Source organism: Candidatus Microbacterium phytovorans (assembly GCA_029202445.1).
Taxonomy (GTDB): domain Bacteria; phylum Actinomycetota; class Actinomycetes; order Actinomycetales; family Microbacteriaceae; genus Microbacterium; species Microbacterium phytovorans.
Window position 1 is genome coordinate 1,876,721 of record CP119321.1, and the last position, 17,763, is coordinate 1,894,483.

Here is a 17,763-nt window from a genome sequence, read left to right on the forward strand (position 1 = left end):
CGGGGCCGCTCCGCATCGAAGGAACCCACCATGACGGGAAAGTTCGAGCTGTTCACCGACAAGGGCGGTCAATGGCGCTTCAACCTCAAGGCATCCAACGGGCAGGTCATCGCGTCGAGCGAGGGCTACTCCTCGAAGTCGAGCGCCCTCAACGGCATCGAGTCGGTCCGCACGAACGCTCCCGATGCGGAGGTCGTCGAACGCGAGTGAGAGCCGCGGCTCACACCTCGAAGTCGACGGCCATCCGGCCCGCCACGACACTGCGGATGTACGCCGCGACCTCCTGGTGCGCGGGGTGGGTCTGGTAGTCGTCGAGCCCCTGAACGTCGTCGAAGTCGATGACGACCGCCACGTCGACGTTGGCGTGCGCGTAGGCGGCGTTCGGGCCTGCCGACAGCTCGCGGATCGAGGGGACCACGCCGACGAGGCTTCGCAGCCTCGCGGCGACCTCGGCCGCCTGCTCGGCGCGCACCTCCTCGTCTTCGGCGGCGAGCTTCCAGGCGACGACGTGGCGAAGGGTCATCGGATCTCCTCGGGGGATGTGAGCGCGTGGCGCAGGCGGTCGGGAGCGACGCGCCAGTGCGCGTGGAGTCGCCCGTCGAGGAGGATCACGGGGATCTTCTCCCACCACTGGGCATAGAGAGCAGGGTCATCGAGGATCGATCGCTCCTCGATCTCGACGTCGGTCTCGTCGGGCAGGTCGGCGACGACCGTCTCCACGACCTCGCGCGCGACATCGCAGAGGTGACAGTCGGGCTTGGAGATGATCGTGAGGGTCGTCACGATCCCATCTTCGCGCATCGCACGACCCTCGGGCCGCGCTTCGGCATGTCCCACATTCGGTCGTTGCGACGCTGGCATGGCCCACATTCGGTCGTTGCGAAGCCTCTCAAACAACCGAAAGTGGGACATAGCCAACCGAAAGTGGGACATGGCCACTGAAAGTGGGACATGGGCAGCCGGAAGCGGGACATGGCCACGGCTGCAACCGGGAGCCGGCCGGACATGGCCCACCGGCGCAAAACACGAAGCGCCCGGATCCGTTCGGATCGGGGCGCTCGGTGTTTCGGCCGCTTACTTCTTGTTGCGGCGCTGGTGGCGAGTCTTGCGAAGCAGCTTGCGGTGCTTCTTCTTCGCCATGCGCTTGCGGCGCTTCTTGATGACAGAACCCACGGAAAACCTCACTACGTCAGGGGTCTGGACGCGATCGTTTCGCGTCCGGGATCAGGCACGTCGAAAAATGCCTCAGGCCAGTCTAGCCGACGTCGGCGATCGGCCGTTGCAGGGCAGCGGTCACGGCCGTCTCGGGGACACGGTAGCTGCGACCGAATCGGACCGCGGGCAGCTCGCCGGCGTGCACCAGTCGGTACACGGTCATCTTCGAGACGCGCATCAAGTCGGCCACCTCGGCGACCGTCAGAAAGCGCACGTCAGACAACTCCGGCATCCCATCTCCCCAGTTTTCATCCCAGCAATGCTGTGCAGTTGGCCGCACGTATTCCCAGACGTGCGATTGCCTCAACCCTAGAGGGTGTATGCGACGCGTGTAAACCTGTGTGGTCTGTGTGATGAACGGATGCCGGAGATCAGCGGCCCGGGATGCGCTTGAGCACGTTCTCAAACGCGTGCTTCGTCGACGCGGCGGCACGACCCACGAGGTCGGCGGCGGCGGCAGCGGAGTCCGGCAGAGCACCCGCTCCGATCGACAACGGCTCGTCGTCGACGATGAACGGCATGAGCCACTCGTCGACGGCGTCGAGGGGTGCCGGGGAGAGGCTGTAATAGCGGTGCTGACCTTCTTCCCGCACCGAGACGAGCTCCGCCTCGCGCAGCACCTTCAAATGCTTCGACACGGTCGGCTGGCTCACGCCGAGCTCCGAGACGATCTGCGACACGCTCGTCCCGCGACTGCCCGCTCCGCGTTCGCGCAGCAGCTGCAGGATGTCCCGACGGGTGCCGTCGGCGATCACGTCGAAGATGTCCGCCATGACCTTAGGTTAGCCCGCGCGCGCGTCGGAGTACCATGACAACGATTCTTTCGGCGAGAGGGGCGCGACATGACGGGCGAGACCGTCGTCGTACGCGCGCTCCGGCGCTTCAAGAGGTCGGTCAAAGGCATCCGCGACCTCACCACGGCCTCGCCGTCGCGCTTCGCCGTGCTGGTGTTCTCGTCGCTGATCCTGGTGTTCACCGCCCTCTTCTCCCTGCCGGCGGCCGCCGCGGACGGACGACCGACGCCGTTGGCCGACGCGCTGTTCACCGCCGTGTCGACCATCTGCGTGACCGGGCTGTCGACGGTCGACATGGGCACGCACTGGTCGCCCCTCGGGCACGTGTTCGTGTTCATCGGCGTCAACGTCGGCGCGCTGGGCGTGCTCACACTGGCATCCATCCTGGGGCTCGTGATCTCCAAGCGACTCGGTCTGCGCGCCAAGCTCATCGCCGCCGGAGACTCCAATCCCATGCGCGCGCACGGCGGACCCGTCAACGAGGGACAGACCGTCCGCCTCGGCGAGGTCGGCCAGCTGCTCTCGACCGTCGCGCTGTCGACCCTCATCATCGAGGCGGCCCTGGCCGTCCTGCTGTACCCGTCGCTGCTGATCAACGGCATCGATCCGCTCACGGCACTGTGGGAAGCGCCGTACTACGCGGCGATGTCGTTCACGAACACCGGTTTCGTTCCCAACGCGGAGGGTCTGCTTCCGTTCGCGCAGGACTACTTCATGCTGACGATCCTGATGACGGGCGTCTTCCTCGGCTCGATCGGCTTCCCCGTCATCTTCACCCTGTGGCGCCACCAGTGGCACGTGCGGCGCTGGTCGCTCCACACGAAGCTCACCCTCATCACGACGACGGTGCTCTTCTTCGCCGGCGCCGGCGTCTTCCTCCTCCTCGAGTACGAGAACCCCGAGACCTTCGGCTCGATGGACGCGTGGGACACGACGTTCCAGGCGTTCTTCCTCTCCGCGATGACCCGATCGGGCGGCTTCTCGATCATCGACATCGGCGAGCTCCACGGGTCGTCGCTCGTGGTCGGCTCGATGCTGATGTTCGTCGGCGGCGGCTCCGCCTCCACCGCCGGGGGCATCAAGGTGACGACCCTCGCGGTGCTCGCGCTCGCCGTCTTCTCGGAGGCGAAGGGCCGTCAGAGCGTCGAGGCGTTCGGACGCCGCATCCCGAGCGACGTACAGCGCGTCGCGCTCTCGGTGGTCGCCTGGGGCGCGACGATCGTCGCGGTGTCGACCATCACCATCGCCCAACTGACGAAGGCACCCGTCGAGTACGTCCTCTTCGACGTGATCTCCGGATTCGCGACCGTCGGGCTCTCGACGGGACTGACGTCGGAGCTTCCGGACTCCGCCGTCTACGTCCTGGCCGCCACCATGTTCATGGGACGCGTTGGTACAGTGACCCTCGCCGCCGCCGTGGCGGCGACCAGCAGATCGCAGCACTACTCGCTGCCCGTGGAAAGGCCGATCGTTGGTTGAGCAGATCCGCAATGACGCCCCCGTGCTCGTGATCGGCCTGGGCCGCTTCGGAGCGGCGTGCGCCGGCGAGCTGGACCGCCTCGACCGCGAGGTGCTCGCGATCGACGCGAACCTCGAGCTCGTGCAGAAGTGGTCGGAGCGCGTCACCCACGCGGTGCAGGCCGACGGACGCAACATCGAAGCGCTGAAGCAGATCGGCGCGCAGGATTTCCAGGTGGCGATCGTCGCGACCGGTTCGTCGATCGAGGCGTCGGTGCTGATCACCGCGAACCTCGTCGACTTGAAGGTGCCGCAGATCTGGGCGAAGGCCGTCTCGCAGTCGCACGGCAAGATCCTCGCCCGCGTCGGCGCGAACCACGTCATCTACCCCGAGCGAGAGGCCGGCGAGCGCGTCGCCCACCTCGTCAGCGGACGCATGCTCGACTTCATCCGCTTCGACGACGACTTCGTCCTCGCGAAGATGTACCCGCCGAAGTTCATCCGGGGCGTCGGACTGAACGAGTCGGGCGTGCGCACGAAGTACAACGTGACCGTGGTCGGCGTGAAGAGTCCCGGCAAGCCGTTCCGCTACGCCGAGGCGAACACGGTCGTCACCAACCACGACCTCATCATCGTGTCGGGCACGAACTCCGACATCGAGCGCTTCGCGGCCCTCGACCGCTGACGCCGTCGGCTCACGCGCCGGCGGCCAGCTCCTGCGCGCGAGCGAGGGCGGCATCGGTCGCCTCGGCGAACAGGCCCGAGAGGTTCGCGCCCTGCAGCACCGAGATGGCGCGTTCGGTCGTGCCCTTCGGGCTGGTCACCCGCCGGCGCAGCTCGGCGGGGTCGTCGCCCGTGGCATCCAGGAGGGCGGCGGCACCGATGAAGGTCTGCTCCGCCATGAGCCGCGCGTCGGCCTCCGAGAAGCCCTTCCCGCGCGCCGCCTCGGTGAGTTCCTCGATGAGCAGGAAGACGTAGGCAGGACCCGAACCGGAGATCGTCGACAGCGCGTCGATCCGGTCTTCGGCCACGTCGATGACCGCGCCGCACGTCTCGAACAGTCGTCGCACGACGGCGAGATCGGCGTCGGATGCCGACGGGCCCGCGGCGAGTCCCGTGACGGCCTTGCCGACGACGGCCGGCGTGTTCGGCATCGAGCGGACGACGGGGATGCCGTCGCCGACGATCCCTTCGAACGTCGCGATCGTCACGCCGGCGGCCAGGCTCACCAGCACGGTGCCGGGGCGGAGCACCGGCGCGATCTCCCGGAGGAGGTCGGGGACCATGAGGGGCTTCACTCCGATCAGGACGATGTCGGCGGAGGCAGCGGCGGTCGTGTTCGCGTCAGGCGCGCTCTCCAGAGCGAGACTCGTGACCCCGGGGAGGCCCTCGACGGTGGCGGCCCGGGCGACGGTGCGGTTGGTGACGGTCACGTGCGGCGCGACACCGGAGCGGACGAGTCCCTGCAGGATCGCGCCTCCCATGGAGCCGGCACCGAGGATCGCGATAGCGGGGAGCATGTCGTCAGCCATCCCTCCATCCTCTCATCCGCGGCCCGCGAGCGGGCGGTCGGGAGGTGGCCACCGGGCGAACACCGAGCCACGACGACCTGCTCGGTAAGAGCCTGCTGAGAGGCCTCTCGACGGCCGATGCCCCCGGGCTATAGTCGACAGCGACGGAGGCGTGGCCGCCCCGTCGCGACTGCGAAGGACTCGTCATGACCCTCCTCGACGGCATCATCTCCCGAGTGATCGACACCGACCGGATCGCGGTCGGCATCCTGGAACGCGAGGGCGACGACACCGCCGCGCCGCCGGAGCGCACGCTCGTGCTCATCCACGGCAACGTGTCGTCGAGCCTGTTCTGGCAGGAGTTCATGCAGGACCTCCCCGGCGACCTCCGTGTGATCGCCGTGGATCTCCGCGGATTCGGCACATCCGAGCACGCCCCGGTCGACGCGACCCGCGGGGTCCGCGACTTCAGTGACGACGTGCATGCCGCGCTGACGACTCTCGGCATCCCCACGGCTCACCTCATGGGCTGGTCGATGGGCGGCGGCGTCGTGCTGCAATACGCGCTCGACCACCCCGCCCTCTCGCTGACGCTGCAGGCCCCCGTCTCCCCGTACGGTTTCGGTGGTACGCGGCGTGACGGCTCCCGGCTCACCGACGACGACGCCGGCTGCGGCGGTGGCGGCGCGAACCCCGACTTCGTGCGCCGCCTCGCCGAGCACGACACGAGCGACGAGGCGCCGACCTCGCCGCGTACCGTCTTCCGCACCGGGTACGTCTCCGCCGAGTACGACGGCCGCAACGAAGATCTGTGGGTCGAGTCGATGCTCACCACCTCGACCGCCGAGGGCAACTACCCCGGCGACGGCGTCGCGAGCGACAACTGGCCCGGCTTCGCGGCCGGACGGACGGGCGTGCTGAACACGATGGCACCCCGCTGGTTCGACACGTCCGGGATCGTCGACCTGGACGTGAAGCCGCCGATCCTGTGGGTGCACGGGACAGCGGATGCCATCGTCTCCGACGCGTCGTTCTTCGACCTCAACCATCTCGGCGCACTCGGGATCATCCCCGGCTGGCCCGGCGACGAGGTCGCGCCCGCGCAGCAGATGGTGTCGCAGACGCGCGACGTGCTCACCGCGTACCGCGAGGCCGGAGGCGAGGTCACCGAGCTGGAGCTCGAGGGCGTCGGACACGCGCCTCACCTGGAGCGTCCGGGAGCGGTTCGGCAGGCACTTCTGGCAGTCATGGGCTACCTCGGGCAGCCCGCCTTCCCCGCCCCGCCGACCGAGGCGATCATCCTCAGTTCCTCGGACTGAGAAGCCCGGCCATTTGCACGGCGAGAACGTCGGACTCCGTCCGGCGCGGCGCCGTACGCTCGGCGGCATGACCGCCGTTCTTCTGGATGCTCCCACGATCCGCGAGGCCGTTGCCGAGGTGCTCTGCGAAGAGTCTGAGACGCACCGCATCCTCGACGTCACGACCCGCCGGCTGCACGACGACCGCCTCGTCGTGATGGTCACGGTATCGTTCCCGCCCGACCTCCTCTTCGGCGAGGTCGCCCTGGTGCTGCGGGAGATCGACGAGCGCGTCCGCGAGCTCGCACCCGCCGCCGAAAGAGTGTGCGTCGAAGCCCGGATCGGCCTCCCCGCCCGGGACTCGCGACCGGCGACCGAGACGATCGTGCTCGCTTCGAGCGACTGACGGCGACCCGAGCAACCGGGTCAGGGGTCGCGGCGAGCGAGGAAGAACGCGCGCAGCAGCGCCGCCGCCTCCTCGGCATCCACTCCGCCGATCACCTCCGAGCGGTGGGGCAGGCGACGGTCGCGCAGCACGTCGTACAGCGACCCCGCGGCGCCGGCCTTGTCGTCCCAGGCGCCGAACACGACGCGGCCCACACGGGCCTGCGAGATCGCGCCGGCGCACATGAGGCACGGCTCCAGCGTGACGACGAGAGTGCAGTGCTCGAGGTTCCACGAGCCGAGCGTCTCGGCCGCTGCCCGCAGCGCCACCACTTCGGCGTGCGCGAGCGGGTCGTGCGTGAGCTCGCGGAGGTTGCGCCCCTCCCCCAGCACCGCGCCCGACACATCGGTGACGACCGCTCCGACGGGGATGTCACCGTGAGCGGCCGCCTCGGCAGCGAGCTCCCTCGCCCGCACCATGGCGTCGAGGTCGGTCTGTCTGGCGGGCAGGCTCACGGGGCCAGCGTACGCCCCGCTAACCTGGGGGTATGCGCGTGCACGTGGCCGACCACCCTCTCATCACCCACAAGCTGACGGTGCTGCGCGACGAGCGCACACCCTCGCCGGTGTTCCGACAGCTCACCGAAGAGCTGGTGACGCTCCTGGCGTACGAAGCCACCCGCAGCGTGCGCGTGGAAGACCTCGAGATCCGCACCCCCGTCACCACGACCGTGGGCGTGCGCATCAGCGAGCCCCGCCCGCTCGTCGTGCCCATCCTCCGCGCCGGGCTCGGCATGCTCGACGGCATGGTCAAGCTGCTGCCGACCGCAGAAGTCGGCTTCCTGGGCATGGCGCGAGACGAGGAGACGTTCGAGCCGGTCACCTACGCCGAGCGTCTGCCCGCCGATCTCAGCGACCGGCAGTGCTTCGTGCTCGACCCCATGCTCGCGACGGGCGGTTCGCTCGGCGCGGCGATCGACTTCCTGTTCGCCCGCGGCGCTCAGGACGTCACCGCCATCTGCATCCTCGGCGCACCCGAGGGTGTCGCCGCGATCGAGAAGCAGGTGGGCGACCGCGACGTGACGCTCGTCCTCGGTGCGCTCGATGAGCGTCTCAACGAGAAGGGCTACATCGTGCCCGGACTCGGTGACGCGGGCGACCGGCTGTACGGAACGGTCTGACACCGCTGACGGCGACGTCCGCGTCGCGTTGACCCCCGCGTCGCGCGGGTGCGTCAGCCGGCGAGATCGTCGCCCGTGCGGCGACCGTTCTCGCGTTCCCAGAACTCCAGCTGCTGGGTGAGCGCCTTCGCGAGTTCGAACACCTGCTCCGGAGGAATGCGCACGCGCTGCACGACACGGCCGGGGACGACCGTCACGGTGTTGCCGTCGGCATCCGTCGCCTCGTGCGGGGGACGGACGAGCGAGACGAAGTCCATGACGAACACGTCGGGCGTGTGCCACACGTTCGCGAAGTCGGCGAAGCTGCCCGCCACGATCTCCGGCGGCATCTCGATCTCGAACTGACGCGGTGCCTCTTCGGCCATGTCCGCTCCTCCTCGCTGTCGTGGTCCCGCGAGTCTACGGACTGCGCACGAGCGCGACGCCCTCGGCCGCACCGCCGTCGGCGTCGCTTCGCAGCACCCCGCCGTCGGCGCCGACGAGGCGCGCGAACGCACTGAGGCGTGCGACGCCGTCGGGGGTGCGCGGCAGGTCGTCCAGCAGGCCCGTGCCGAACACGACGAAGGCGGTGTGCATGGCGCGGGAGACCGCCACGTTGAGACGGTTCTGGAGGAGCAGGAACTCGAGCCCGCGGGGGGCGTCTCGTCCCGACGAGGCGGCGAGCGACACGATGGCGACGGCCGCCTCCTGCCCCTGGAAGCGGTCGACGGTTCCGACGGGAACATCGGCGAATCCTGCCGCCGCGAGTGCCTCCTCCACGAGCAGCTGCTGCGCGTTGTACGGGGTGACCACGATGAGATCGTCTGCGCGAAGCGGACGGGCGGGGATGCCGTCGTCGGCTGTCCAGCGCCGGCCGACGAGGTCTGTGACGATCTCGACCACGCGGCCCGCTTCCTCGGGCGACTGCGTCGCATTGCCGGTGTGACCCAGCGGCACGGGGACGACCCCGGCGGGGATGCCGTCGAGGTGACGGGCCGCCGTGCCGGCGTACGCCTCCAGGCGCCCCTCGTAGGAGAGATCGGAGACGGGAGCGGCGACCTCGGGACGCATGCGCCGCGACTGCGCGAGGAAGAAGCCGCGGTCGGCGGGGATGACGGCCGCGCCGTCCATGATCCAGCCGAGGGCCGACGTGTCGACCGGCTCGGGGTGCGTACCCTGACTCACCTGCGGGAGCTGCTGCGGGTCGCCCAGCAGCAGGAGCCTGCTCGCCGCGGCGCTGACGGCGATCGTCGAGGCGAGCGAGAACTGGCCCGCCTCGTCGATCACGAGCAGATCCAGACCGCGACGGGCTATCCGCCCCGTGTGGGTGAAGTCCCACGCGGTGCCGCCGACGACGAAGCCGCCCTGCTGTTCGCCGATGTAGGCGGCCATGCCGTTCTTGGCGATCGGCGTGAAGGAGAGCTCCGCGCCGTCGTTGCTGCCCGACGCCTTCGGCGCCTTCGCCACCTGCGCTTTCGGAACCCCCGCCTCGACGATGCGGTCGAGCATGTGCTCCACGACCGCGTGCGATTGCGCGACGACCCCGACCCGGAAGCCGTGATCGCGGACGAGCGCGGCGACGACGTGGGAGCCGACGTACGTCTTCCCCGTGCCGGGAGGACCCTGGACGGCGATGTAGCTGCGGTCGAGGTCGAGCAGCGTGGCAGTGATGTCGGCGACGTCTGTGCCCCGCCCTCGGGTGAGGCCACCGCTGCGGGTGCGGGGCGGGCGCCGCAGGAGCAGATCGCTCGCGGCATCCGCCGGCAACGTGGGCACGCCCTCCGGCCCGGCATCGGCCGAGGAGAGCACGACGTCGGCCCACTCGTCGATCGCGGCCTGCTGGCTGCCCGCCTGAGGCGGCGCGACGGGGGTGAGGGCCACCGGCAGTTCCTGCCACGTGAAGCCCTGCAGGAACGTCTCCTCGATCACCGCGCCGTCGTCGAGGACTTCGACCACCTTGACGGTGCGTGCGGCATGGATCCAGCGCGGGTTCGTCTCGACGGGGAACGGGGCGGGGATCTCGTAGAGCGCGAAGGGGGCGCTGTCGACCGTGAGGCGGGTGCCGGGCGCGAGGTCGCCCCGCACCTCTACGACACGGCGCTGCACGCGGGCGCCCTCGGGGAGGTGCCAGTCGGTGATCACCCGGCACCGCGCGCCGTCGACCACGACGACGTCACGGGTGTCTTCCCACACCGACACTGGCTCGCGCAGGCGCAGGAAGTGGGTCGCCCAGAACGTCTTGACCTCGCGCGGGTAGTAGTCGATCGCCGCGGCTCCGAGGCGCAGCGCTTCGGCCACGGCGTCGGACGCGTCGCTCGCGCCGGAGCGACCCTCGGGAGGCACGGATGCCGCGAGCCGGCCGAGCGATTCGGCCCGCACCGACGGTTCGTACGAGAACTCGAGGGCCTCCGCGTCGATCGACGGACGCAGACCCGCCTCGCGGGCGCGGTCGACGAGCCAATCGCGGAGCTTGAGGGTGGAGACGCAGTCGTAGCGGTTGTAGTCGGCCAGGTCGTCGAGCACGACGCCCGCCGCCTCGGCGTCACCCGCGTCGGCGAGAGCGCGCGCCTCGACGTAGCGGACGATGGAGTCGTCGCCGCGCTGCACGTCGCTCGTGCGCACGTCGGCACCCATGTACAGGGGCTCGAGCTTCTTGATCGAGTACGACCGCGATCCCACGCGCAGGGCGCGGCGGACGATCGGGTAGAGGTCGACGAACACGCCCTCTCGCAGCAGTCGGTCGACGGCCGCCTCGCCGACGCCGTGCCTCGCGGCCATCGCGAGCAGATGCGTGGGCTCGTACGGCGCGTAGTGATAGATGTGCATGCCCGGGTGTGTGCGGCGCCGGAGGGCGACGATCTCGAGGAACCGCTCGAGGGCGGCCTTCTCCTCGGCGAACGAGTGGGCCCACAGCGGGGTGTAGCGGCTCGCCGTGTCGACCCAGCCGAACAGGTAGTCGATCCCCCACTGCGCCGGCGACCCCGCGCTGGGGGTCTCGGTGTAGAGCGGATCGCCCTCGAAGTCGAAGAACAGGTCGCCGTGGTCGGGGCGCGGGAGGGCGCCCAGCGCCTGCGGGAAGACGACCTCGTACGTCGGCACCGCCGGGAGCGCCGGGAGCGCGGGCGCGTCGTCCGCGGCGAGCGGCGCGGGCGGCGCGGTCTCGACGCCGCCCGCCGGGCTCGTCAGCTGCAGCCGTGCCTGCGTGCGCAGGTGCGAGAACGTGTCGGCCGACATGCGGGCCGGAGCCTCGGACGCGTGGGCGAGATCGTCGATCGTGCGCAGGCCCGCCGCCCGCAGACGCTCGCGCTGGAGGGGGCGCATGCCGGCGACGAGGAGGAGGTCGCGGTGGCCGACGACGTCGAGATCGCACGTGGCGCACCGCCCGCACGCGACGACGCGGAGTTCGCCGCGCTCGTCGCCCCAGGCGATCGGCGCCCCGGCGGCACCGGCCGCGATGTCACGGTCGGCGATGAGGGCGCGCAGCCGCTCTCGGCGAAGGGCGAACACGGGCAGCAGGTCACGCACGCGATGTTCGGAGGTCGACCCGTCGCCGAGCAGCAGCTCGACCCGATCGGATCGCGCCACGCCCTGCCGGTCGAGCTGGTCGACGTAGGCGGCGAGCTGCATGAGCGCGGTGACGCGGGCGTGACGAGCGAGCTTCGTGTCCTGCACGAGCCACGGCGCGCCCGGCAGGGTCGTGTCGCGCACCAGGAAGTCGGCGAAGCCCACGAACTCGTCGGTCGAGAAGGCCGCCTGGTAGACGACCGTGACGGCGGGATCGGCCAGCGCGTCGTTGGTGCGTGCGACGGCGTCGGCGAGCGCCGCGGCGTCGGACGAACGCGCCGCCGGGATCTCGACGACGGCGCCGGGCCGGGCCTCGCGATAGTCGGCCAGCACCCGCAGCTCGTGCTGCGTGCCGAGCCGGCCCGCCCGCTCCAGGGTCGCGTCTTCCGGTTCGTCCACCGCCGGCACGCGTCCGAGCTTCGCGTCGATCGCGCGCAGCCACGCGTACTCGCACTCGGCGGCGGCCTTGAGGTCGCTCGCGCTCCAGACGATCCGGCCCTCGTCTTCGATGTATCGCATGTCACCCTTCCGTCTCCGACCCTAACCGCGGTCACCGACACCCCGGTCGGTCCTCCCGACGCGGGCGCCACGCACGCCGGCCGTGCCGCGGACCACGACGGATGCCAGACTGGTGCCGTGAGCCAGAACCTGCCGTTCGAGAGCGTCTACCGCCACGGCTTCGCGCGTGTGGCCGCCTGCACCATCCCCGTCGCCATCGCCGACCCCGCGCGCAATGCGGACGCCGTGCTCGCGGCGGCCCGGGAGCTCCACGACGAGGGTGTCGCGGTAGCCGTCTTCCCGGAGCTGTGCCTGACCGGCTACGCGATCGACGACCTCGTGCAGCAGGATGCCGTGCTCGACGCGGTGCGGGATGCCGTCGCCCGGATCGCCTCGGCATCCGCGGAGCTGCGTCCGCTCCTCGTGGTCGGCGCTCCCCTGCGGATCGGCTCCCGGCTGTACAACTGCGCCGTCGTGATCCACCGCGGCGCCGTCCTGGGGGTGGCCCCGAAGTCGTACCTGCCGACCTATCGCGAGTTCTACGAGCACCGGTGGTACGCGTCCGGCGTGGACGCCCCGGACGCGGTCGAGCTCGCGGGCGCTCAGGTGCCGGTGGGCACCGATCTGCTGTTCGACGCGGCCGACGTGCCCGGACTCGTCGTGCACGCGGAGGTCTGCGAAGACGTCTGGATGCCGGTGCCGCCCTCCTCGACCGCGGCGCTGGCGGGCGCGACGGTACTCCTGAACCTCTCCGGCAGCCCCATCACGATCGCGCGCGCCGAGGACCGGCGCATCCTCACCCAGTCGCAGTCGTTGCGGTGCCTGGCGGCCTACGTGTACGCCGCGGCGGGCCTCGGCGAATCCACGAACGACGTGTCGTGGGACGGTCAGACCATGATCTACGAGGGCGGTGCGCTCCTCGCGGAGACCGAGCGTTTCCCCGACGGACCGCGCTTCGCGATCGCCGACGTCGATCTGGATCGCCTCCGTCAGGACCGCCTCCGCCAGGGCACCTTCGACGACAACCGCCGCGCGACGTGGAGTACGGGGCAGCGCGTCCCCTTCACCGTCGACCCGCCGGCATCCGACATCGGCATCCGCCGCACGCTCGACCGGTTCCCGTTCGTGCCCGACGACCCGGCACGGCTCGACCTGGACTGCTACGAGGCCTTCAACATCCAGGTGTCCGGTCTCGAGCAGCGGATGCGCGCGATCGGTGCGCCGAAGCCCGTCATCGGCGTCTCCGGCGGCCTCGACTCGACGCACGCGCTGCTGGTCGTGGCCCGGGCGATGGACCGGATGGGGCGTCCTCGCAGCGACATCCTCGCGTACACGATGCCCGGGTTCGCCACGAGCGACCACACCAAGTCGAATGCGATCGCCCTCGCGGAGGCGATCGGCGCGTCGATCGAGACGATCGACATCCGCCCGATGGCGACGGAGATCCTCAAGGGGATCGGGCATCCGTTCGCGGGGGGCGAGCCCGTCTACGACGTGACGTTCGAGAACGTCCAGGCCGGCGCGCGCACCGACTTCCTCTTCCGGCTCGCGAACCAGCACGGCGGGTTCGTCGTCGGCACCTCCGACCTGTCCGAGCTGGCGCTGGGCTGGGCGACGTACGGGGTCGGCGATCACATGAGTCACTACGCCGTCAACGCCGGCGTGCCCAAGACGCTCATCCAGCACCTCATCCGATGGGTCATCGCCCACTCCGCCGACGACGAGACCGGCACCTCGCTCAACGACGAGGCCAAGCGCGTGCTGCAGTCGGTGCTCGACACGGAGATCAGTCCCGAGCTCGTGCCGGCCGGTGAGGACGGGAAGGTGCAGTCGACCGAGGACACCATCGGCCCGTACGCCCTTCACGACTTCGCCCTGTTCCACGTGCTGCGCTACGGCTACCGCCCGTCGAAGATCGCCTTCCTGGCCGAGCGGGCGTGGGCGGATGCCGCGACCGGCGCGTGGCCGCCCGGATTCCCCGCCGACGAGCGCTATGCCTACGACCTCGACACGATCGCGCGCTGGCTGAGGGTGTTCCTGAAGCGGTTCTTCGGCTTCGCGCAGTTCAAGCGCTCCGCGATCCCCAACGGTCCGAAGGTCACCGCCGCCGGGTCGCTGTCACCGCGCGGGGACTGGCGCGCCCCGTCGGACGGCAACGCGGCGGCGTGGCTCGCCGAACTCCACGCCGCGCTCCCGGAGTCGACCGGTCGCTGACGGCAGGCCGTCAGGCCGTCAAGCCGTCAAGCCGTCAAGCCGTCAAGCCGTGGGCAGGATGCCGGTGGCGATCGTGATCACCCAGCCGTCGCGGGAAGCGTCCACGAGTGAGTACTTCATGTTGCGGTCGGGGATCCAGCCCTTGTGACGTCCGGCGTCGAGTCGCACATGCTCGGGCGCGACGCGCACCCCACGCCCGTCCGCTTCGAGAACGGCCTGTACGCGCACCCAGTGCCGCAGCAGGTCGGGGATGTCGTTCTCGTCGAAGAGGCGGGAGTGCTTCTGCATCCGCTTGATGTCGGCCGGCTCCGGCGAGAGGTCGCGGATGTCGATACCTACCGGCAGTGCGGGGTCGCAGATCGCCACGACGGTCGCGGCACGAAAGCTGGCGGTGATGATGGCGATGGGCAGTTCCTGCCCGTCGCGCGACGCGATGAGGCGGGTGTGGTAGCCGAAACCGCGTGGCGCTTCCCGCTCGATCCGCACGTCGGTGGTCTCGCAGCCGAGCCGGGCGGCGATGAGTTCTTTCGCGATGATCCGGCGACGGTCGTGAACCGTCGTGCCCGGATCCCAGCCGAGACGCGCCGAGATGCCCGAGGGGGCGTCCAACGGAACCGTGTTCAGAGACATGTCACTCCTTCGCAGGGCCGATGGTCTCATCATGTCCCAGGAGGAGGTGCCACGGCATCCCTCCTCGTCGTGACTAATGCGGGTACGCGTTGCGGCTCCGACCTCACCCCGCTGAGGCACCGCCCCCGATCTGGTCGACCCGTTCCCCTAGGGTGGGAGATCTGCCGTGTCGACCGCGCGGCCACCGACGACGAGGAGTGCCATGTCCACCCCCAACGATCCCGCCGGCGACGCCTCGCAGCCCACGCCGCCTCCCTCCGACGCGCCCACGCAGGCCTACCCCGACGTTGCCGCTGACGCGCCCACGCAGGCGTATCCGCCCGCAGAGCCCGCCGCGCCGCCCGTGCCGCCGGCTCCCGTCGACGGCCAGTCGGCCGCGCCCGCCTACGCGCCGGCACCGCAGGCGCCGTACGGTCAGCCCGAGTACGCACAGCCCGCCTACGCCGCAGCACCCGGCCCGTCCGCCCCCGACACGCGCCCCAAGACGCTCGCCTGGGTGTCGCTCGGTCTCGCGGTGCTCGGCGTCATCCTGTCGTGCGTCGGCTTCGTCCCCGTGCCCTGGGTCGGACTCGTCTCGGTGATCGTCGGCGGCCTGCTGCTGCTCGTCGCGTTCGTCCTGTCGATCGTGGCGCTGGCCAGCCGCAAGCAGGGCGGCAAGCCCTTCAGCATCATCGCGCTCGTCGTCGCCGTGCTCGGCGGCGGCCTGTGGGCGGTCGCACTGTTCGTGAGCATCGCCCTCACCGCGATCACGTCGTCCTCGAGCGCGGGCGAGGTCCCGGCGCCCAGCGAGACCAGCTCCGTCGCTCCCGGCGACACCGACGGCGAGGAGACCGAGGGCGAGACGCCCGCGGGCGAGTACGACGAAGCGGCGTTCCTCGCCGAGGCGCGCCCCGCGATCCTCGACGTCTTCCAGGAGATCGACCCCGCGGCATCCCAGGAGGTCGTCGACCAGGTGTTCCCCGACGATGCGCTCATCGCCGCCGGGAAGAGCATGCTGCTCCTCGGCGAATCGGGCCGTGACGCGATGATCGAGTCGCTCATCGCCGGAGGCGACAGCGGCTTCGACGACGACACGGCCGCCCGGTTCGTCGACGCGATCTACGACGCCGCCCAGGCGCACCTGCAGGAGTAACCCTCCCGCACGCACGGAAGAGGCCCCCGGAGCGATCCGGGGGCCTCTCGTGTGCCTGATTCGAGGTGCCGCTGTCGCGCGGCGCGGCGATCAGTTCGACGCGGCCGACGCCACACTCACGGGCGACGCGGGCGTCACGGGCGACGCGGGGGTGACCGGCGACGCGGGCGTCACGGGCGACGCGGGCGTCACCGGCGAGGCCGGGGTCACGGGCGAAGCCGGGGTCACGGGCGACGGGGAGGTGGCCGGAGTCGGCGCCGTGGCGGGCGTCGGCGCGGTGGCCGGGGTGACGACCGTCGGGGTGACGGCGGACACGACCGTGACGGACGTGTCGCTGACGCTCAGGGTGACCGGACGGTCGAGGACCGAGCCGTTCTTGCCGGTGATGGCGCCGCCGGGGACGACGGTGCCGTCGGTGGTGCGCAGGTCCATCGCCGAGGCCATGGCGGTCGCGCCGCCGGCGACCAGGCCGAGCCCGACCGCGCCGGTCACACCGTAGGCGATCCACTTCTTCTTCATTTGGTTCCTCCAGGTGGGGTGTGCGTGGTGTCCGCGGGGGATGCGATCGGACGACCGCATGGCATCCACTTTGCCGATCGCCGCTAAGACCCCTCGAAGTCGGCCATGAGAGGGCTCTTATGGTCGGCGAGCGCACGCTCCGCGGCCGTCAGAAGGTGCCCGGCGCGAGCGTCGTCGCCCGCTGACGCGGCGGCCAGAGCGTGCCCGAGCAGGTGCACGCCCGTGAGAGCGCCGACGCGCGGCCCGTGCCCCCATCGCTCGTGGGCGGCATCGGCGAGCGCGGCCACGCGCGCGGCGTCTCCCCCGTGGTGCCGGGTGAGCAGAGCACTGGCGACGGCGTGGCCGGTGAACGCCGCCGCGTCGTCGGCGGGGTCGCCGAGCCCTGCCGTGTCCACGTCGATGAGTCCCGTGATCGCGCCCTCCGCATCGAGGAAGAGCTGACCGAGGTGAAGGTCGCCGTGGATCGTGACGGATGCCGGAGGGGCGCTGTGCAGCGCGTCGTCGATCCGCGAGGCGATCGAGGCGACGCGCGCGTCCGCCGCCGGAAGCGCCCCGCGCAGCCTGTCGACGTACCAGGGCAGGCGCTCCGCGAGCGAGGTGCGCGCAGGCCAGGCGGTCGCGGTAGCCGCCATCGCCTCCCGCAGCGTCGCCGTGGCATCCAGCAGGCGCTCCGGGCTCCACGCGAGCGTGGCCGTGTCGGTGGCAGCGATGCCCGCGGCGCTCTCCAGCACGAGGAGGCCCGTCGGCGACCACCCCCGCACCACGGGGACGGGAAGGCCGTGGGATCGCAGGACCGTGTGCGCCTCGACCACGCGCTCGATGCGGCTCGGGCGCACGACCTTGACCCACAACGCCCCCTCCGCCGTGGCAACGCGCAGGACGGCCCGGCGTCCGGGGCGGTAACCGACGATCTCGGGACGCGCGGCGTCCGTCACGCCCAGGCGGGCGAAGAGCACCGCGATCGCATCGCTGAACGCGGCGGGAGCGAGTGCGGGCAGGTGCGGATCGGCGGGGTGCACCCACACGCGCCCGACACCGGGAAGGGCCAGCCCCGTCTCCTGTGCGACCGGCAGCAGCGACGTGTCGACGTAGGCGACGGCGTCGGAGGGGAGCCCGGATGCCGAGGCCGCACCGGGCTCGAGGACGAACCCCGCCACCGTCCCCCGCCCCAGCGGTTCGCGCGAGAAGGCCCGCACCGACGGCTCGGGCAGGTCGAGCGCCTCGACGAGGAGGTCCGCTTCCGGATCGTCAGCCCGCGCCGCGGGGGCGTCGCCGGCGAGTGCGTCGGCCGTGGCATCCATCCTTCGATTTCAGCACGGCGTCGCGAAGAAGGGGATGAGACATCTCTTAGGGTCGCGCGGGCGGGTGCGGCGCATCGCGATACTG

The 17,763-nt window shown here is 70.8% G+C and carries 20 protein-coding genes; 8 read left to right on the plus strand and 12 right to left on the minus strand.

Features of this window, described 5'->3' with window-relative positions; all coding sequences use genetic code 11:
* The first annotated feature begins 30 nt into the window (after positions 1 to 30).
* The gene (locus P0Y48_08950) at positions 31 to 210 is read left to right on the plus strand and encodes a DUF1508 domain-containing protein (GenBank protein ID WEK12601.1); all 180 of its coding nucleotides are present in this window, start codon (positions 31 to 33) and stop codon (positions 208 to 210) included.
* Positions 211 to 220: 10 nt separating this feature from the next.
* Here the strand turns inward: P0Y48_08950 and P0Y48_08955 are convergent, their stop codons facing one another.
* From P0Y48_08955 to P0Y48_08975, 5 genes are all read right to left on the minus strand, one after another.
* On the minus strand, positions 221 to 523 hold the full coding sequence (locus P0Y48_08955; protein ID WEK12602.1) for a Dabb family protein: 303 nt from the start codon (positions 521 to 523) through the stop codon (positions 221 to 223).
* Positions 520 to 783, minus strand: a complete 264-nt coding sequence (locus P0Y48_08960; GenBank protein ID WEK15044.1) for a glutaredoxin family protein — start codon at positions 781 to 783, stop codon at positions 520 to 522. The genes P0Y48_08955 and P0Y48_08960 overlap by 4 nt, the downstream gene beginning before the upstream one ends.
* A gap of 291 nt (positions 784 to 1,074) precedes the next feature.
* Positions 1,075 to 1,173, minus strand: coding sequence for an AURKAIP1/COX24 domain-containing protein (locus tag P0Y48_08965; protein WEK12603.1), 99 nt, complete (start codon positions 1,171 to 1,173; stop codon positions 1,075 to 1,077).
* Between the two features lie 82 nt (positions 1,174 to 1,255).
* Positions 1,256 to 1,447, minus strand: a complete 192-nt coding sequence (locus P0Y48_08970) for a helix-turn-helix domain-containing protein (GenBank protein ID WEK12604.1) — start codon at positions 1,445 to 1,447, stop codon at positions 1,256 to 1,258.
* A gap of 139 nt (positions 1,448 to 1,586) precedes the next feature.
* Positions 1,587 to 1,988 carry a metalloregulator ArsR/SmtB family transcription factor gene (locus P0Y48_08975; GenBank protein WEK12605.1) on the minus strand — a complete coding sequence of 134 codons (402 nt, stop codon included), beginning with the start codon at positions 1,986 to 1,988 and terminating at the stop codon, positions 1,587 to 1,589.
* A 69-nt stretch (positions 1,989 to 2,057) separates the two neighbouring features.
* On the opposite strand from P0Y48_08975, the gene P0Y48_08980 reads away from it, so the two are divergent.
* Entirely contained in the window at positions 2,058 to 3,488 is a 1,431-nt protein-coding gene (locus P0Y48_08980) for a potassium transporter TrkG (GenBank protein WEK12606.1), read from the plus strand.
* Positions 3,481 to 4,152 (plus strand): TrkA family potassium uptake protein, encoded by a 672-nt coding sequence (locus P0Y48_08985; GenBank protein WEK12607.1) that lies wholly within the window; start codon positions 3,481 to 3,483, stop codon positions 4,150 to 4,152. The genes P0Y48_08980 and P0Y48_08985 overlap by 8 nt, the downstream gene beginning before the upstream one ends.
* Positions 4,153 to 4,162: 10 nt before the next feature.
* Here P0Y48_08985 and proC read toward each other — a convergent pair whose 3' ends face one another.
* Positions 4,163 to 4,999, minus strand: a complete 837-nt coding sequence (proC, locus tag P0Y48_08990) for a pyrroline-5-carboxylate reductase (protein ID WEK12608.1) — start codon at positions 4,997 to 4,999, stop codon at positions 4,163 to 4,165.
* 185 nt (positions 5,000 to 5,184) lie between these two features.
* Here proC and P0Y48_08995 point away from each other — a divergent pair, with 185 nt between their 5' ends.
* The gene (locus P0Y48_08995) at positions 5,185 to 6,297 is read left to right on the plus strand and encodes an alpha/beta hydrolase (protein WEK12609.1); all 1,113 of its coding nucleotides are present in this window, start codon (positions 5,185 to 5,187) and stop codon (positions 6,295 to 6,297) included.
* Positions 6,298 to 6,364: 67 nt separating this feature from the next.
* Positions 6,365 to 6,682, plus strand: coding sequence for a hypothetical protein (locus tag P0Y48_09000; protein ID WEK12610.1), 318 nt, complete (start codon positions 6,365 to 6,367; stop codon positions 6,680 to 6,682).
* A 20-nt stretch (positions 6,683 to 6,702) separates the two neighbouring features.
* Here the strand turns inward: P0Y48_09000 and P0Y48_09005 are convergent, their stop codons facing one another.
* The gene (locus tag P0Y48_09005) at positions 6,703 to 7,140 is read right to left on the minus strand and encodes a nucleoside deaminase (protein ID WEK15045.1); all 438 of its coding nucleotides are present in this window, start codon (positions 7,138 to 7,140) and stop codon (positions 6,703 to 6,705) included.
* A gap of 68 nt (positions 7,141 to 7,208) precedes the next feature.
* Between P0Y48_09005 and upp the strand changes: the two genes are divergently transcribed.
* Positions 7,209 to 7,841 (plus strand): uracil phosphoribosyltransferase, encoded by a 633-nt coding sequence (gene upp, locus P0Y48_09010; GenBank protein ID WEK12611.1) that lies wholly within the window; start codon positions 7,209 to 7,211, stop codon positions 7,839 to 7,841.
* Positions 7,842 to 7,894: 53 nt separating this feature from the next.
* Here upp and P0Y48_09015 read toward each other — a convergent pair whose 3' ends face one another.
* Both P0Y48_09015 and P0Y48_09020 read right to left on the minus strand, forming a co-directional pair.
* Positions 7,895 to 8,206, minus strand: a complete 312-nt coding sequence (locus P0Y48_09015) for a DUF3467 domain-containing protein (protein WEK12612.1) — start codon at positions 8,204 to 8,206, stop codon at positions 7,895 to 7,897.
* 34 nt (positions 8,207 to 8,240) lie between these two features.
* A complete protein-coding gene (locus P0Y48_09020) occupies positions 8,241 to 11,903 on the minus strand; it encodes a TM0106 family RecB-like putative nuclease (protein WEK12613.1) in 3,663 nt (1,220 codons plus the stop codon).
* A gap of 117 nt (positions 11,904 to 12,020) precedes the next feature.
* Here P0Y48_09020 and P0Y48_09025 point away from each other — a divergent pair, with 117 nt between their 5' ends.
* Positions 12,021 to 14,096 (plus strand): NAD(+) synthase, encoded by a 2,076-nt coding sequence (locus P0Y48_09025; protein ID WEK12614.1) that lies wholly within the window; start codon positions 12,021 to 12,023, stop codon positions 14,094 to 14,096.
* A gap of 42 nt (positions 14,097 to 14,138) precedes the next feature.
* Here P0Y48_09025 and P0Y48_09030 read toward each other — a convergent pair whose 3' ends face one another.
* Positions 14,139 to 14,726 (minus strand): hypothetical protein, encoded by a 588-nt coding sequence (locus tag P0Y48_09030; GenBank protein ID WEK12615.1) that lies wholly within the window; start codon positions 14,724 to 14,726, stop codon positions 14,139 to 14,141.
* A 202-nt stretch (positions 14,727 to 14,928) separates the two neighbouring features.
* On the opposite strand from P0Y48_09030, the gene P0Y48_09035 reads away from it, so the two are divergent.
* On the plus strand, positions 14,929 to 15,858 hold the full coding sequence (locus P0Y48_09035; GenBank protein WEK12616.1) for a hypothetical protein: 930 nt from the start codon (positions 14,929 to 14,931) through the stop codon (positions 15,856 to 15,858).
* 90 nt (positions 15,859 to 15,948) lie between these two features.
* Here the strand turns inward: P0Y48_09035 and P0Y48_09040 are convergent, their stop codons facing one another.
* A complete protein-coding gene (locus tag P0Y48_09040) occupies positions 15,949 to 16,377 on the minus strand; it encodes a hypothetical protein (GenBank protein WEK12617.1) in 429 nt (142 codons plus the stop codon).
* A gap of 83 nt (positions 16,378 to 16,460) precedes the next feature.
* Entirely contained in the window at positions 16,461 to 17,678 is a 1,218-nt protein-coding gene (locus P0Y48_09045) for an aminoglycoside phosphotransferase family protein (GenBank protein ID WEK12618.1), read from the minus strand.
* Positions 17,679 to 17,763 lie beyond the last annotated feature (85 nt).

Bases quoted from the DNA above. Each gene is read 5' to 3' on its own strand.
- P0Y48_09035 (WEK12616.1), top strand. From the start codon at position 14,929: ATGTCCACCCCCAACGATCCCGCCGGCGACGCCTCGCAGCCCACGCCG.
- upp (WEK12611.1), top strand. From the start codon at position 7,209: ATGCGCGTGCACGTGGCCGACCACCCTCTCATCACCCACAAGCTGACG.
- P0Y48_09030 (WEK12615.1), bottom strand. From the start codon at position 14,726: ATGTCTCTGAACACGGTTCCGTTGGACGCCCCCTCGGGCATCTCGGCG.
- P0Y48_09020 (WEK12613.1), bottom strand. From the start codon at position 11,903: ATGCGATACATCGAAGACGAGGGCCGGATCGTCTGGAGCGCGAGCGAC.
- P0Y48_08975 (WEK12605.1), bottom strand. From the start codon at position 1,988: ATGGCGGACATCTTCGACGTGATCGCCGACGGCACCCGTCGGGACATC.
- P0Y48_08970 (WEK12604.1), bottom strand. From the start codon at position 1,447: ATGCCGGAGTTGTCTGACGTGCGCTTTCTGACGGTCGCCGAGGTGGCC.
- P0Y48_09045 (WEK12618.1), bottom strand. From the start codon at position 17,678: ATGGATGCCACGGCCGACGCACTCGCCGGCGACGCCCCCGCGGCGCGG.
- P0Y48_09000 (WEK12610.1), top strand. From the start codon at position 6,365: ATGACCGCCGTTCTTCTGGATGCTCCCACGATCCGCGAGGCCGTTGCC.
- P0Y48_08955 (WEK12602.1), bottom strand. From the start codon at position 523: ATGACCCTTCGCCACGTCGTCGCCTGGAAGCTCGCCGCCGAAGACGAG.
- P0Y48_09005 (WEK15045.1), bottom strand. From the start codon at position 7,140: ATGGTGCGGGCGAGGGAGCTCGCTGCCGAGGCGGCCGCTCACGGTGAC.
- P0Y48_08980 (WEK12606.1), top strand. From the start codon at position 2,058: ATGACGGGCGAGACCGTCGTCGTACGCGCGCTCCGGCGCTTCAAGAGG.
- P0Y48_08995 (WEK12609.1), top strand. From the start codon at position 5,185: ATGACCCTCCTCGACGGCATCATCTCCCGAGTGATCGACACCGACCGG.
- proC (WEK12608.1), bottom strand. From the start codon at position 4,999: ATGGCTGACGACATGCTCCCCGCTATCGCGATCCTCGGTGCCGGCTCC.
- P0Y48_09040 (WEK12617.1), bottom strand. From the start codon at position 16,377: ATGAAGAAGAAGTGGATCGCCTACGGTGTGACCGGCGCGGTCGGGCTC.
- P0Y48_08950 (WEK12601.1), top strand. From the start codon at position 31: ATGACGGGAAAGTTCGAGCTGTTCACCGACAAGGGCGGTCAATGGCGC.
- P0Y48_09015 (WEK12612.1), bottom strand. From the start codon at position 8,206: ATGGCCGAAGAGGCACCGCGTCAGTTCGAGATCGAGATGCCGCCGGAG.